The organism is Agrobacterium sp. V1 (genome assembly GCF_030518355.1).
GTDB classification, from domain to species: Bacteria; Pseudomonadota; Alphaproteobacteria; order Rhizobiales; family Rhizobiaceae; genus Agrobacterium; species Agrobacterium cucumeris.
The window spans coordinates 2,752,376-2,766,398 of record NZ_JAULSF010000001.1 but is presented as its reverse complement, the minus strand read 5'-3'; the positions used below and the strand labels follow the sequence as shown (position 1 = coordinate 2,766,398).

Below are 14,023 nucleotides of genomic sequence, written 5' to 3'. Positions count from 1 at the left end.
AGTTATGGCAAGAGCATTTCTTCTCGTTCTGGATTCCTTCGGTGTCGGCGGTGCACCTGACGCAGAGCACTATGGTGATCTTGGCGCGAATACCCTCGGCCACATCGCCGAGTTTTGTGCCGCAGGTGCTGCCGACAGGCCGGGGCTTCGATCCGGCCCGCTGAAGCTGCCGAACATGTGCTCGCTTGGCCTTCTGGAGATCGCGCGCCAGGCAAGTGGCGATATTCCCGCCGGCATGGAGCCGCCGGAACGTATTTTCGGCCTGCATGGCTCAGCCAGCGAAGTTTCAAAAGGCAAGGATACGCCATCCGGCCACTGGGAAATCGCCGGAACGCCTGTCACCTTCGACTGGGGTTATTTCCCGACGGAGGGCGACGCCTTTTCCCCGGAGCTGGTGGAGGCCATCTGCAAAGAGGCGGATATTCCCGGCATTCTTGGCAATTGCCATGCGTCCGGCACTGACATCATCGCGCAATTCGGCGAAGAACATATCAGGAGCGGCAAACCGATCTGCTACACCTCTTCCGATTCCGTGTTCCAGATCGCCGCGCATGAAAGCCATTTCGGGCTGGCCAGGCTGATCGCGCTCTGCGAGACGGTGCGCAAACTGCTTGATCCCTTGAATATCGGCCGCGTTATCGCCCGTCCTTTCATCGGCGAGACGGTCGCCACCTTCGAACGTACCGGCAACCGCCGCGACTTTTCCGTGCCGCCGCCCGAACCGACGCTTCTCGACCGGCTGGTGGAGGCGGAGCGCAAAGTGCACGCCGTCGGCAAGATCGGCGATATCTATGCCCATCAGGGTATCTCACGCGTCATCAAGGCAAATGGCAACGCAGCCCTGATGGATGCGACACTGCAGGCCATCGACGAGGCCGAAAATGGCGATCTCGTCTTTACCAATTTCGTCGATTTCGACATGCTTTATGGCCACCGTCGTGACGTTGCCGGTTATGCGGCTGCGCTTGAGGCTTTCGATGCGCGCATCCCGGAAATTCATCGCAAGATGAAGCCGGGAGACATCGCCATTCTTACCGCCGACCATGGTTGCGACCCCACCTGGCGTGGCACCGACCATACACGCGAACGGGTGCCAATCATGGCATTCGGGCCGGGCATCCGCTCTCGTGATGTCGGAATTCGTTCAAGCTACGCCGATATCGGCGAAAGCATCGCCCATCATCTTGGTATCGAGGCCGGTTCACACGGCAGGAGCTTCATTTGACATCGCATTTGCTGAAAGCAGAAATCCACTGCCACATCGAAGGTGCGGCACCGCCTGCCCTCGTCGCAAAACAGGCAGAGAAATACGGCATAGACACCAGCGGTTTCCTGCGTGACGGCCAATATGTCTGGTCGGATTTTGCCGAGTTCATCCAGTGCTACGATGCGGTGGCGCAGGTGTTCAAGACGGATGAGGACTATGCGGTTCTGACCGAAACCTATCTGACCGAACTGGCGCAGGCCAACACGATCTATAGCGAGCTGATCATTTCGCCCGACCATGGCGACCGTATCGGACTTGGCGCTGACGCTTATCTCGCCGGTATCGCCGAAGGCATCCGGATCGCGAAGGAAAAAACCGGCATCGAGACCCGTATCCTCGTTACCGGCGAACGGCATTTCGGCCCGGAACGGGTGATCGCGGCGGCCGAATATGCGGCACGTGCCCGGCATCCGCTGGTGACCGGTTTCAACATGGCCGGCGAGGAACGCATGGGCCGGGTTGCCGATTATGCGCGCGCCTTCGATATTGCCCGCGATGCGGGTCTCGGACTGACCATCCACGCCGGCGAGGTCTGCGGACCGGAAAGCGTTGCCGATGCACTCGATCTCATCAAACCAGCACGCATCGGCCATGGCGTGCGCGCCATCGAAGATGCCGGTCTCGTCTCCCGGCTTGTCGAGACGGGAACGGTTCTGGAAGTCTGCCCCGGATCGAATATCGCACTCAAAGTTTATCCGGATTTTGCCAGCCATCCGCTGAAGGCGTTGCGCGATGCCGGGGTGCGGGTCTGCATCAATTCCGACGATCCGCCATTCTTCTTCACCTCGCTTGCCCGGGAATATGAGCTGGCCGCCGGCGCGTTCGGCTTCAGCGACACCGAGATCAACGGCATGACCCGTACCGCATTGGAATACGCCTTCGTGGACGAGGCGACGCGCGAGCAGCTGCTTGCGAGACTGGATCGCGTCCGAGACGACGGTTGACGGGGTAAAACCGCGAAGAAGGCTTGCGAAAAGCCCGCTTTCGGTGAATGACAGGGGCACAAGATCAAAAAGGAAGGCCAGTTTCATGGACGGCGTCACAGTCATTGAACATCCGCTGGTGCGGCACAAACTCACCATCATGCGCAAGAAGGAAACTTCCACGGCCGGCTTCCGTCGCCTGCTGAGGGAAATTTCGACGCTGCTTTGCTATGAAGTGACGCGCGACCTTGAAATGACGATGGAAACCATCGACACGCCGCTCGAAACCATTCAGGCTCCGGTTCTGGAAGGTAAGAAACTGGTTTTCGCCTCCATCCTGCGCGCCGGCAACGGCCTTCTGGAAGGCATGCTCGAACTGGTGCCGTCGGCGCGCGTTGCCCATGTCGGCGTGTATCGTGACCATGATACGCTGGAGGCCGTCGAATATTATTTCAAGGCTCCCGAAAGCCTCGATGCCCGTCTGGTCATCGTTGTCGACCCGATGCTGGCAACCGGCAACTCCTCCATCGCCGCTGTCGAAAAGCTGAAAGAACGGGGTGCAAAGAACATCCGCTTCCTGTGTCTGCTGGCAGCACCGGAAGGCATCAAGAATTTCCGCGAGGCGCATCCCGATGTGCCGATCTATACCGCCGCAATCGACAGACATCTGAACGAGAAGGGTTATATCGTCCCCGGCCTCGGTGACGCTGGCGACCGTATGTACGGCACCAAATAACGCCGTTTATCTTCGCTTAACCGTTTGAGCCATTCGCCGCCCGATACGCGGCGAATGGCTTTTTCTTTTAAGATTTCAGCATGTTTTGCGCTTATCCTGTCCAGAAATAACCTTGGGCTTTGAGGAGCAACCACTTGCTGGCGCGCATGATTTTTCTGCTTATCGGTCTTTCGGTCAGCGCCACACAAATTCCGGCGTTGGTGGAGAAATTCCAGCAACGCCCTGAAACAGACGTCGAAAAGCCGGCGGCCGCACCCGAGGTCGCCAAGCCGCAAACGGCTTCGCTAGGTGGCATCAATCTGAAAGCAGATGCCCGCGGCCATTTCAACGCCACCTTCCGCATCAATGGCAAATCCTTCGACGGGCTTGTTGATACCGGCGCTTCGATGGTCGCGATCAACGAGACGATTGCGCGCCGGCTTGGTTACGGCGTCAACAGTCTAGATTACAAATATGCGATCTCGACAGCCAATGGCCAGACGATGGCGGCCTATGTGAAGCTCGACCGGGTGGAGATTGGTCCGATCCGCGTTCAGAATGTCGATGCCATGGTGCTGAAGGACAATGCGCTGAGCAACATGCTGATCGGCATGAGCTTTTTGAAACAACTGTCATCCTTCAAAGTCTCGGGCGGTGAAATGCGGCTGGTCAGGTGATCCGCTCGAGGATGGGATCAACGATTTCAGGTGCGTTGTCGGCGATCGCGTAACAGGCCGTTATCCTTTTGACGGCACGTTCCGCCTCATCCGTCGAAGCCGCATGGACAATGGCAATCGGCTCGCCCTTTTCCACCTTTACGCCAAGCGGCAGGATATCCGAAATACCGACCGCCGGATCGATGATGTCCGACGGCGTTCTCCTGCCCCCACCAAGTTCGACGACGACCATACCAAGATCACGCGTTTCGCAGGATGTTAGCCAGCCACTTCGCTCAGCCTGCACTGGAAGAACGACCGGCGCGGACGGCAGATAACGGGTCGGGTCTTCAACGAAATCCGAAGGTCCGCCCAGTGCTGAAACCATCCGCGCAAAGATTTCCATGGCCCGACCGGAAGACAGAGCGGCCGCGGCCAGCGCCTCGCCTTCCTCCAGCGTGGCAGCTTTTTGAGCCTGCACCAGCATTTCCGCGGCGAAGGACAAGACCACCTTCTCCAGACGGGTTCCAGCCTTGCGACCAGCCAGAAAATCCAGGCAATTGACGATTTCGACGGCATTGCCGGCTGCATCACCAAGTGGCTGGTTCATGTCGGTTATAAGCGCCGTCGTCGGAAGACCCGCACCATTCGCCACATCGACCAGCGCACGGGCCAGATTGCGGGCATCCTCCACGCTCTGCATGAAAGCACCGTTGCCGACCTTCACGTCGAGAACCAGCGTCTCAAGCCCGGCTGCAAGCTTCTTCGACAGGATGGAGGCGGTGATCAGCGGTACGGAATCAACCGTCGCGGTCACATCCCTGATAGCGTAAAGGCGTTTGTCGGCTGGGGCGAGATCGCCTGTCTGGCCGATGATGGCGCAGCCGACCGCCTTCACCGTTTGGCGGAACAAAGCCTCGTCCGGCATGACATTGTAACCCGGGATGGCTTCCAGCTTGTCAAGCGTGCCGCCGGTGTGGCCAAGGCCCCTGCCGGAAATCATCGGCACGGCGAGACCGCAGGCGGCAACGATGGGAGCGAGCATCAGGGAAACGTTGTCACCGACGCCACCGGTCGAGTGCTTATCTGCCACCGGCCTGCCAATATCGCTCCATGAGAGGACATCGCCACTATCGCGCATGGCGAGCGTCAGCGCCACCATCTCGTCGCGGTTCATGCCACGAAAAAACACCGCCATGGCAAAGGCGGCCGCCTGCCCTTCCGATATGCCATCTTTCGACAGCGCGCCGATGAAAGCGGCAATCTCCTGCGGCTCAAGAGACAGGCCATCGCGTTTGCGGCGGATGATTTCCTGCGGGATCAAGCTCAATACCCGCTGGCGGCCTTGGCCGGTTCGCCGCCGGCCAGCACGTTCAGCACATCGTCGAGAACGCCCGAAGCACCGAAGCGGAAAGTGGACGGCATGGCCCAGTTGGGTGCCATGATGGTTTCCGCCAGCCGCAGGTAAAGCGTCGCATCCTCCACCGTGCCGATGCCACCGGCAGGTTTGAAACCAACTTTCTGCCGGCTGTCGCGGATCGCCTGCAACATGATGTCTGCCGCCTCCAGCGTGGCATTGATGGCGACCTTGCCTGTGGAGGTCTTGATGAAGTCAGCGCCTTCGGCGATGGCGAGTTCGGAGGCGCGGCGGATCAGAGCCTTGTCCTTCAACTCGCCGGTTTCGAGAATGACCTTGAGCAGCACGGGTGCGACACAAGCCTTGCGCACGGCCGCTACCATTTCGCTAACCGCCGCTTCATCGCCTGCTATGAATTTACGATAGGGGATGACGAGGTCGATTTCATCGGCACCATCACGGATCGCTGCTTCCGTTTCCGCCACGACAGTCGCGACATCAAGATCACCCGAGGGAAAATTGACGACGGTGGCGATACGGATCGCGTGTTCTCTTCCGAATGCAGCGCGTGCCTGCGCCACGAAACGCGGCCAGATGCAGATGGCAGCAGTGTTGCCATAATCCGTATGCGCACGCTGGCACAAAGCGGCGATCTGCTGCGGCGTGCAGTCTTCCCTAAGATTGGTCAGGTCCAGCAAGGACAGAGTGAGGGCAGCCGCTTCGCGCGGACGCTGGAGTTCCATGGTCACGCTCCTCCTGAGATCATTTCCTTCAGAATGGCGGCAAGTCGTTTGCCGCCCACGGGAGCCATGTCCTTGGTTTCCTCATGGCTCAGTTCCGCGCCAGTCATGCCGGCGCCGTAATTGGTAATAACCGATGCGGCGGCAACGCGCATCCCGAAAAAGCGCGCGAGGATGACTTCCGGCACGGTGGACATGCCAACGGCATCCGCGCCGAGAAGCCGCGCCATGCGAATTTCCGCCGGCGTTTCGAAGCTTGGCCCGGAAAACCACATATAGACGCCGCCGAACAAAGGCACCGTCGCGCGGATCGCGGCGTTGCGCATTGCCAGCATCAGGTCCGGATCATAAGCCGTGGTCATGCCGACGAAGCGGCGGTCGCTTTCCTCGCCGATCAGCGGATTCATGCCGGAATAATTGATGTGATCGGTGATCTGCATGACGGAGCCGGGCGGCATATCCTGCCTCACCGAACCCGCCGAATTGGTGAGGATGAGCGATTGCACACCGAGACCGGCCAACGCCTCGATGACCGGGCGCATCGCCGCCGGATCGCCCTTTTCGTAGAAATGCACCCGACCGGACAGCATCATGACGGGCTCGCCGCCGAGATAACCGGCCACCAGCTCGCCCGCATGGCCGGAAACGCCACCGGCGGGAAACCCGGGAAGATCGGCATAGGGCACACGGATCGGGTCGCTGACTTCTTCCACCAGCGACCCCAGGCCAGAGCCGAGAACGATGGCGACGCGCGGCATCAGGCCGTTCAGGCGCTCCACCAGAATATCGATCAAGCCATCCGTCATCAGGGCAACTCGGTCTTGAAGACGGAGGGCAGAAGCTCTTCCATGGTCATGACCTTCTGGACGCCGGTTTCGTCGCAAAGATAGATCTTCGTCTGCGGTGTGGCGAATTCGGCAATCTTCTGGCGACAACCACCGCAGGGCGTGCAGAGCGGCAGCTTTTCGGCAAAGACAGCGACTTCGCTGATCTTCTTTGCCCCGCCCATGATCATGGCGCTGATGGCGGATGGTTCCGCGCACCAGCCCTGCGGGAAGGAGATGTTCTCGATATTGGCGCCCTTGTAGATTTTGCCGTCATCAGCACGGATCGCCGCGCCGACGGGAAACTTCGAATAGGGCGCATAAGCGAAGGCCATGGCCTCCACCGCCGCCTCGAACAGGGCATGGGATGTCGGGTCAGAAGACATGGGTTTAACGCTCCTTCGCATAGGCAACGCCACCGGCCTTGGGGGGCTTGGCAACGCCAATGAAACCGGCAAGCAGGATGCAGGTCAGGATATAGGGCATGGCCTGGAAAATCTGCACCGGCACCTCGCCGATGCCAGGCACGGATTTGCCCTGCATGAAATTGGCAAAGGCATCGAGAAAACCGAACAGCAGGCAGGCGAACATGACCGGCACCGGCTTCCATTTCGCGAAGATCAAGGCGGCAAGCGCGATATAACCCTTGCCGGCCGACATGTTGGCGATGAAGGCCGCCGATTGTGCTACGGCGAGATAGGCGCCCGAGAAACCGCAGAGGAAACCGGCGACGATAACCGCGCGGTAACGCATCCACGTCACCGAAATGCCCGCCGTATCGACAGCACCCGGATTTTCACCGACGGCGCGCAGGCGCAGGCCGAAACGGGTGCGATAAAGCACCCACCAGGAAAGTGGCACCGCCAGGAAGGCGAGATAGGTCAGGATATTGTTGCCGGAAATGACATTGGCATAGAGCGGGCCGATGAAGGGCACTTCGCGCATCGCATCCGCGCCGGGCAGGATGATTGGCGCAAAACGCCCCTCGCCGGGCAATTGCGGCGTGCGGCCACCTTGCCCAAACCATGCCTGGCCCAGAACTACCGTCAGGCCGGCGGCGATGAAGTTGAGCGCTACCCCTGAAACGATCTGGTTACCGCGATTGGTGATCACGGCAAAGCCATGGATCAGCGAGAACGCGATGGAGACGCCAATGCCGGCCAGAAGACCAGCCCACGGGTTTGCGGTAAGATAGGCGACACACGCGGAAGCAAAGGCCGCCGCCAGCATCTTGCCTTCAAGGCCGATATCGAACACGCCGGCGCGTTCGGAAAACAGCCCGGCCAGTGCGGTGAACAGAAGCGGGATGGTGAGACGGACGGTCGAGCCGAGAATGCTGACCAGCATATCGAAAAAATCCATGTCAGCTCACCCCTTTGCCAAACGCTGGTAGATGTGGACGATCGTCGGCCGGTACATATATTCCAGCGCGCCGGCGAACAGGATCACCAGACCCTGGATAACCACGATCATCTCGCGGGTAATGTTGGGCATCTCGAAGGAAAGGTCTGCGCCGCCCTGATAAAGAATACCAAACAGCAATGCCGAGAAAATGATGCCGAGCGGATGGCTTCGCCCCATCAGCGATACGGCGATGCCGACAAAGCCCGCACCGCCGACGAATTCCACCTGCAGGCGCGCTGAAGCGCCCATGACCGGGTTCAGCGCCATCATGCCCGCCAGACCGCCGGAAATGAGCATGGCGATGATGACGGTGCGTGCATAGGGAATGCCGGCATAAATGGCAGCGGAAGGGCTGACACCGAGCGTGCGCATCTCATAACCAAGCTTGGTGCGCCAGATCAGCACCCAGACGAGGAAACACATTACCAGAGCGATAAGGAAGGAGACGTTGAACGGCGCCGGCCCGAGCTTGAGGCCGAACCATGCCATCAGCCAGTCCAGCTTCGGCAATTGTCCACCGGGCAGGAAGGTGCGCGTTTCCGGCGCCATCTTGCCCGGTACGATCAGCACATTCACCAGCAGGTAAACCATCAAGGCCGCAGCGATGAAGTTGAACATGATGGTGGTGATGACGACGTGGCTGCCGCGTTTGGCCTGAAGCCAGGCCGGAATAAAGGCCCAGGCGGCACCAAAAACCGCAGCACCGATAACGGCGAAGGGCATCGTCACATACCATGGCACGTAACGGTCAAGTGCCAGCGCCACCAGCGCCGCACCCAGCCCGCCAATATAGGCCTGACCTTCGGAGCCGATGTTGAACAGGCCGGCATGAAAAGCCACGGCGACGGAGAGGCCGGTGAAGATGAAGCTCGTCGTATAAAACAGCGTGAAGCCGATGGCGTCGCCACGGCCGAGCGCGCCTTCAATCAGCAGGCGAAGTGCTGCCAGCGGATTTTCGCCGATGGACCAGACGACGAGCCCGGAAATCAGAAAGGCGGTGATGACGTTCAGCAATGGCAACAGGCCGTAGCTGATCCAGTTTGGTAGGGGTGCGGAAGCGGTGCTCATTCATGCCTCATGCGGCGATGCCGGCCATCATCAGGCCCAGCGTCTGTTCTTCGGCTTCCGCCGTTTTTTCTCCAACGACACGGCCGGCGAACATGACCATGATCCGGTCCGAAAGGGAGCGGATTTCATCGAGTTCGACCGAGACCAGCAAAATAGCCTTTCCGGCATCGCGCATTTCGATGATGCGGCGATGGATGAACTCGATGGCGCCGATATCCACGCCGCGTGTCGGCTGGCCGATGATTAGCATCTTCGGGTCGCGTTCGATTTCGCGGGCAACGACGATCTTCTGCTGATTGCCGCCGGAAAAATTGGCGGTCTTCAAATGCGGGTTCGGCGGGCGGATGTCATATTTCTCGATCTTTTCGACGGCATCCTTGCGGATGGCCTCGGGGTTCAGGAAAGGCCCCTTTCCGTAACGCTCGTCATGGTGATAACCGAGGATGGAGTTTTCATATTCCTCGAATTTCAGTACCAGCCCCATATGATGGCGGTCTTCCGGGATATGAGCCAGACCAAGTTTGCGCAGGATCGCCGGATCGGGACGATCCACCTTCTGGCCATTCACCCATATCTCGCCCGAAGAGGGCTTGCGTATGCCGGCGATGGCTTCCAGCAGTTCCGATTGACCATTGCCGGCGACCCCGGCGATGCCGACGATTTCACCGGCGCGGACATCCAGCGAGACATCGTCGACCATGGTGACGCCACGGCTGTCCTTGACGGTGAGATTACGGATGGAGAGAAGAACCTCGCCCGGCGTCGTCTCGCCCTTTTCCACCCGCAGCAGCACACGGCGGCCGACCATCAGTTCGGCCAGTTCCTCGACGCTGGTTTCGGAGGTCTTGCGGGTTGCCACCATTTCGCCGCGGCGCATGACGGAGACGGAGTCCGTGATCGCCATGATTTCGCGCAGCTTGTGGGTGATGAGGATGATGGTCTTGCCCTGCTCACGCAGAACACCGAGGATCTTGAAAAGGTGATCGGCCTCAGCCGGCGTCAGAACGCCGGTCGGCTCGTCGAGGATCAGGATTTCGGCACCACGATACATGGCTTTGAGGATTTCGACGCGCTGTTGCAGGCCAACAGGCAATTCTTCGATCACCGCATCCGGATCGACTTCCAGTCCGTAATCATCCTCGAGACGCTTCAGCTCCTTGCGCGCTCCGGCCCGGCCTTTGGCCAGCAATGCGCCGCCCTCCGCACCCAGCATGACGTTTTCCAGAACGGTGAAATTTTCCACCAGCATGAAATGCTGATGCACCATGCCGATACCGGCATTGATCGCGGCCTGACTGTCACGGATCGCAACAGGTGCGCCGTTTACCCTGACTTCACCGGCATCTGCCTGGTAAAAACCATAGAGGATCGACATCAAAGTCGATTTTCCGGCGCCATTTTCCCCGATGATGCCGTGGATCGTGCCCTTGGCAACGGTCAGATTGATATTCTTGTTGGCGTGAACGGCACCGAATTTCTTGTCGATGCCCACGAGCTCGATTGCAGGATCCATACTCAAACCTAACCTCTCCGAAGGCTGGATATGAAAAGGGCGCAAGATGAAAATTCATCATGCGCCCCAGTTACATATCATATCATTTCGGGCAGGAGTTGTCCGCCATATAGTCATGGACCTTGACGGTACCGGCAATGATGTCGGCCTTCGCCTTGTCCACGGCGGCAATCATCTCAGGCGTGATCAGGGCCTTGTTGTTGTCATCAAGCGCATAGGCCACGCCGTCTTCCTTGACGCCGAGCGCCACGATGCCGGGGGTGAACTTGTCATCCTTGGCATCCTTATAGGCGTTATAAACGGCCAGATCGACGCGCTTGACCATGGAGGTCAGGACGGAACCCGGATGCAGGTGGTTCTGGTTGGAATCGACGCCGATCGAGAACTTCTTGTTGTCGGCGGCGGTCTGCAGCACACCGATACCGGTCGCACCGGCTGCCGCATAGATTACGTCCGCACCCTGGTCGATCTGGTTCTTGGTGAGTTCGCCGCCGCGCACCGGATCGTTCCAGGCAGCACCCGTGGTGCCGGTCATGTTCTGGAAGACTTCGATCTTGTCATTGGCCGCCTTGGCGCCCTGGGCATAGCCACAGGCAAACTTACGGATCAGCGGAATATCCATGCCGCCGATGAAGCCGACCTTGCCGGTCTTGGAAGCCATGCCCGCCAGAAGACCGACGAGGTAGGAACCTTCATGCTCCTTGTAGACGACGGAGCGGACATTCGGCAGTTCGACAACGGAATCGACAATCACGAATTTGGTGTCGGGGAATTCGGCTGCAACCTTTTCCATGGCCGAAGTCCAGGCGAAGGACACGGCGATGACGGGGTTGAAGCCCTTGCTGGCGAAGTTGCGGATGGCCTGTTCGCCCTGCGTGTCGCTGGTCGGCTCAAAGTCACGGTACTCGATACCCGTTTCCGCCTTGAACTTTTCAGCGCCGGCCGCAGCGGCTTCGTTGAACGACTTGTCGAACTTACCGCCCGTGCCATAGACCAGCGCCGGCTTGACATCCGCAGCGAGCGCGGAAGCCGACATTGCGGCAAGCGCAAAAAGCGTCAGAAGGGATTTTTTCATTGTGCAGCCCTGTTGTTGCAATTGATATTATAAGGGTCCTCCCGCAATCCCGTTTGCCGGGAATGTCTGCGGAACCGCCAACCGTTATACCGGCTGTGCTTGCCTCATATCCTTGCATGGCTCAATGAAAAATTCATCCGGTTTTTTTGACCCGGTGGAAAAACTTTTATCTGGCGCTTTTTTGGTCTTTCCACCGTGGCGACCTGCAAAAAATCTAGTCGATATTGCAGCTTACGCCGGTTCCCCGCAAGCCGCAGTAGCCACCCGGGTTCTTGGCAAGATATTGCTGATGATAGTCCTCAGCGTAATAAAAGGTTTCAAGCGGGCCGATTTCGGTGGTGATCGCCCGTCCATGGCCTGCCGCCTCCAGAGCCTGCTGAAAAGTATCGCGCGCCTTTTGCGCCTGCTGCAGCTGGCCTTCGGTCGTGGCATATATGGTCGAACGATAGGTCGTACCCACATCGTTGCCCTGCCGCATACCCTGGGTCGGATCATGCTCCTCGAAGAATATCCTGAGCAGGCCCGACAACGAGATCACAGCCGGATCATAGACGACCTTCACCACTTCTGCATGGCCCGTCTGACCGGTCGTCGTTTCCTGATAGGTCGGATTCTCAGTAAAGCCGCCGGCATAACCAACCGCCGTCACCCAAACGCCCGGCGTCTGCCAGAACAATCGTTCCGCGCCCCAGAAACAACCCATGCCGAGGTAGATGATTTCCAAACCGTCTGGATAAGGCCCCTTCAACGGCCGACCATTGACGAAATGGTTCTCCGGCACCACAAGCGCCTCTTCACGGCCCGGCAAGGCAGTCTCTTCGGTCGGCATCGTCGTCTTTTTTGAAAGCGTATCGAACAGGAACATCGGGACCTCCGTGCGGCCAATATTGCCGCTTCTCATGGTTCACAACTGCGGGCGCAAGGTCATTCAGGCTGAAAAATCAGACTGGCAGGCGCCTCATCGCCTTGTGCTTCCTGTAACCGGCCATCCAGCAAAGCAGGGATAGGGCGAGGAAAAAAGCAAATGCGGGCAGCGCCGACAGCGCGTTTTCAATGAAGCGCCACGCTTCAGGGTGAATATAGTGACCCACGGCGGCTTCCACCATGGTGCGCGAGGCAGGAAGAAGATAATTCCAGACGGAAAGGATGCCGGTAATATTGACCGAGGACGTGGAAACCGAGCGGATCGAATCAAGCACACCCAGAAAAACCGCTGCCAGAAGGAGAAGAAAGCTCAAAAAACGCAAAAAAGCTTTCATCGGGACACCTCGGTTATGGTCCATCTCTTCAACGGACATGCTTTGATACATATAGCGCATCGATAAAGGCGGTAAAACCCGTTTGCAACCGCATCGAAATGCAGGAAATTGCCGACATTTCAAAAAACTGTCAGATTCGTGTTGATCCCTGCGAATTCATCGGTATATATCGCGCCGTTCCAGTGATTTGCATTCTTCAAAACATGCAGATTTGAAAAAAGGACAGGTGGCCGAGTGGTTTAAGGCGCACGCCTGGAACGCGTGTGTGCGTGAAAGCGTACCGTGGGTTCGAATCCCACCCTGTCCGCCATTTTTCCCAAACAGTCAGATAAGCCCACGACTTAGCGTCTATTGCCGCTTTCTCCTTCGATACGCCTTTTCTTCCCCGCATACCGTATGGATTTGCAGACTACAGAGTTACCGCGCACAACAACGCTCGCGTGACGGACCAATCCTGGCATCATATTTCCTTTTTACCCGGGTGCAATTGACGAAATTGTTTTACCCGGGTATTAATTTCGACATTCTTTGTGGCGAGTGTGACATGTCGAATCCCCCCAGCAGGCCATACACAGCCTTTTCCAGCGACAGATTACTGCTCAGCGGTCTCCTGGCCGAAGTGGCCATCGCGATCCGCCGATTGGGCGAGACGGACAAAACGATCCTCGTATTCGACGATGCCACAGGTCGTGTCGTCGATCTCGATCTGCGTGGCACCGATACGGAAATCGTTGAACGGCTATCCCACCCGCCAAAGGCAACAGCGGGAAGCGATCGACCGGAGACCGATACAATCTCAGGCCCGACGGTTTCGGAGGAAGGACAGAATCCGAAGAGCCGCGGACGACCGAAACTGGGGGTCGTCGCCCGCGAAGTGACCCTGCTGCCGCGACAGTGGGAGTGGCTTGCCGCCCAGCCCGGCGGCGCTTCAGCGGCATTAAGGCGTCTGGTGGACGAGGCCAGAAAGGCTGGGCATCCGCATCAGGAAAAGCGGGCGGCACAGGAGGCCGCGTATCAGTTCATGCAAGCGATCGCGGGAAACCTCCCCGGCTACGAGGAAGCGATACGAGCACTTTTTGCAGACGACCGCCCCGCGCTGGAAGAACGGACCACATCATGGCCCGCAGATATCAGGGCCTATGCCCTGCGCCTCGCATTCAGGTCGCACGACCGGCGGCATTCGTGACGCGCCGGGAAACAGAACCCCACGAGCAGAGCAGAG

The 14,023-nt window shown here is 58.7% G+C and carries 15 protein-coding genes and 1 tRNA gene; 6 read left to right on the top strand and 10 right to left on the bottom strand.

What is annotated here, in order from left to right; translation table 11 throughout:
- Positions 1 to 4 precede the first annotated feature (4 nt).
- The 4 genes from QSV77_RS13260 (at position 5) to QSV77_RS13245 (ending at position 3,582) form a co-directional block, all read left to right on the top strand.
- On the top strand, positions 5 to 1,225 hold the full coding sequence (locus QSV77_RS13260) for a phosphopentomutase (protein WP_302733762.1): 1,221 nt from the start codon (positions 5 to 7) through the stop codon (positions 1,223 to 1,225).
- A complete protein-coding gene (locus QSV77_RS13255; protein WP_302733761.1) occupies positions 1,222 to 2,211 on the top strand; it encodes an adenosine deaminase in 990 nt (329 codons plus the stop codon). The genes QSV77_RS13260 and QSV77_RS13255 overlap by 4 nt, the downstream gene beginning before the upstream one ends.
- An 85-nt stretch (positions 2,212 to 2,296) precedes the next feature.
- Positions 2,297 to 2,926, top strand: coding sequence for a uracil phosphoribosyltransferase (upp, locus tag QSV77_RS13250; protein WP_004439188.1), 630 nt, complete (start codon positions 2,297 to 2,299; stop codon positions 2,924 to 2,926).
- Between the two features lie 134 nt (positions 2,927 to 3,060).
- Complete coding sequence (locus QSV77_RS13245; RefSeq protein WP_302733759.1) at positions 3,061 to 3,582, top strand: TIGR02281 family clan AA aspartic protease; 522 nt, start codon at positions 3,061 to 3,063, stop codon at positions 3,580 to 3,582.
- On the opposite strand, the gene deoA is transcribed toward QSV77_RS13245, so the two are convergent.
- From deoA to QSV77_RS13195, 10 genes are all read right to left on the bottom strand, one after another.
- Positions 3,575 to 4,891, bottom strand: a complete 1,317-nt coding sequence (gene deoA / locus QSV77_RS13240) for a thymidine phosphorylase (protein WP_302733758.1) — start codon at positions 4,889 to 4,891, stop codon at positions 3,575 to 3,577. The genes QSV77_RS13245 and deoA overlap by 8 nt on opposite strands.
- Positions 4,888 to 5,661, bottom strand: a complete 774-nt coding sequence (gene deoC / locus QSV77_RS13235) for a deoxyribose-phosphate aldolase (RefSeq protein ID WP_302733757.1) — start codon at positions 5,659 to 5,661, stop codon at positions 4,888 to 4,890. The genes deoA and deoC overlap by 4 nt, the downstream gene beginning before the upstream one ends.
- Before the next feature lie 2 nt (positions 5,662 to 5,663).
- Positions 5,664 to 6,464: a purine-nucleoside phosphorylase gene (locus tag QSV77_RS13230; protein ID WP_269700488.1), complete on the bottom strand. Its 801-nt coding sequence runs from the start codon at positions 6,462 to 6,464 to the stop codon at positions 5,664 to 5,666.
- Positions 6,464 to 6,868 (bottom strand): cytidine deaminase, encoded by a 405-nt coding sequence (locus QSV77_RS13225; protein ID WP_142840761.1) that lies wholly within the window; start codon positions 6,866 to 6,868, stop codon positions 6,464 to 6,466. The genes QSV77_RS13230 and QSV77_RS13225 overlap by 1 nt, the downstream gene beginning before the upstream one ends.
- 4 nt (positions 6,869 to 6,872) lie before the next feature.
- Positions 6,873 to 7,844: an ABC transporter permease gene (locus QSV77_RS13220; protein WP_046799138.1), complete on the bottom strand. Its 972-nt coding sequence runs from the start codon at positions 7,842 to 7,844 to the stop codon at positions 6,873 to 6,875.
- Positions 7,845 to 7,850: 6 nt separating this feature from the next.
- The gene (locus QSV77_RS13215) at positions 7,851 to 8,954 is read right to left on the bottom strand and encodes an ABC transporter permease (RefSeq protein WP_149898221.1); all 1,104 of its coding nucleotides are present in this window, start codon (positions 8,952 to 8,954) and stop codon (positions 7,851 to 7,853) included.
- Positions 8,955 to 8,961: 7 nt separating this feature from the next.
- The gene (locus QSV77_RS13210) at positions 8,962 to 10,467 is read right to left on the bottom strand and encodes an ABC transporter ATP-binding protein (RefSeq protein ID WP_302733945.1); all 1,506 of its coding nucleotides are present in this window, start codon (positions 10,465 to 10,467) and stop codon (positions 8,962 to 8,964) included.
- Between the two features lie 82 nt (positions 10,468 to 10,549).
- The gene (locus QSV77_RS13205; protein ID WP_142840759.1) at positions 10,550 to 11,542 is read right to left on the bottom strand and encodes a BMP family protein; all 993 of its coding nucleotides are present in this window, start codon (positions 11,540 to 11,542) and stop codon (positions 10,550 to 10,552) included.
- Between the two features lie 214 nt (positions 11,543 to 11,756).
- On the bottom strand, positions 11,757 to 12,407 hold the full coding sequence (gene msrA, locus QSV77_RS13200) for a peptide-methionine (S)-S-oxide reductase MsrA (RefSeq protein ID WP_046799424.1): 651 nt from the start codon (positions 12,405 to 12,407) through the stop codon (positions 11,757 to 11,759).
- A gap of 76 nt (positions 12,408 to 12,483) precedes the next feature.
- On the bottom strand, positions 12,484 to 12,801 hold the full coding sequence (locus tag QSV77_RS13195; RefSeq protein WP_142841240.1) for a hypothetical protein: 318 nt from the start codon (positions 12,799 to 12,801) through the stop codon (positions 12,484 to 12,486).
- Between the two features lie 220 nt (positions 12,802 to 13,021).
- Here QSV77_RS13195 and QSV77_RS13190 point away from each other — a divergent pair.
- Together QSV77_RS13190 and QSV77_RS13185 are read left to right on the top strand one after the other, a co-directional pair.
- Positions 13,022 to 13,111: transfer RNA gene (locus tag QSV77_RS13190), tRNA-Ser, on the top strand.
- Positions 13,112 to 13,345: 234 nt separating this feature from the next.
- Positions 13,346 to 13,987 (top strand): DUF2239 family protein, encoded by a 642-nt coding sequence (locus QSV77_RS13185; protein ID WP_302733753.1) that lies wholly within the window; start codon positions 13,346 to 13,348, stop codon positions 13,985 to 13,987.
- Positions 13,988 to 14,023: the final 36 nt, after the last annotated feature.

Coding starts and splice junctions, on each gene's coding strand:
- QSV77_RS13260 (WP_302733762.1), top strand. CDS start 5: ATGGCAAGAGCATTTCTTCTCGTTCTGGATTCCTTCGGTGTCGGCGGT.
- upp (WP_004439188.1), top strand. CDS start 2,297: ATGGACGGCGTCACAGTCATTGAACATCCGCTGGTGCGGCACAAACTC.
- deoC (WP_302733757.1), bottom strand. CDS start 5,661: ATGGAACTCCAGCGTCCGCGCGAAGCGGCTGCCCTCACTCTGTCCTTG.
- QSV77_RS13230 (WP_269700488.1), bottom strand. CDS start 6,464: ATGACGGATGGCTTGATCGATATTCTGGTGGAGCGCCTGAACGGCCTG.
- QSV77_RS13225 (WP_142840761.1), bottom strand. CDS start 6,868: ATGTCTTCTGACCCGACATCCCATGCCCTGTTCGAGGCGGCGGTGGAG.
- QSV77_RS13220 (WP_046799138.1), bottom strand. CDS start 7,844: ATGGATTTTTTCGATATGCTGGTCAGCATTCTCGGCTCGACCGTCCGT.
- QSV77_RS13215 (WP_149898221.1), bottom strand. CDS start 8,954: ATGAGCACCGCTTCCGCACCCCTACCAAACTGGATCAGCTACGGCCTG.
- QSV77_RS13210 (WP_302733945.1), bottom strand. CDS start 10,467: ATGGATCCTGCAATCGAGCTCGTGGGCATCGACAAGAAATTCGGTGCC.
- QSV77_RS13205 (WP_142840759.1), bottom strand. CDS start 11,542: ATGAAAAAATCCCTTCTGACGCTTTTTGCGCTTGCCGCAATGTCGGCT.
- msrA (WP_046799424.1), bottom strand. CDS start 12,407: ATGTTCCTGTTCGATACGCTTTCAAAAAAGACGACGATGCCGACCGAA.
- QSV77_RS13195 (WP_142841240.1), bottom strand. CDS start 12,801: ATGAAAGCTTTTTTGCGTTTTTTGAGCTTTCTTCTCCTTCTGGCAGCG.
- QSV77_RS13185 (WP_302733753.1), top strand. CDS start 13,346: ATGTCGAATCCCCCCAGCAGGCCATACACAGCCTTTTCCAGCGACAGA.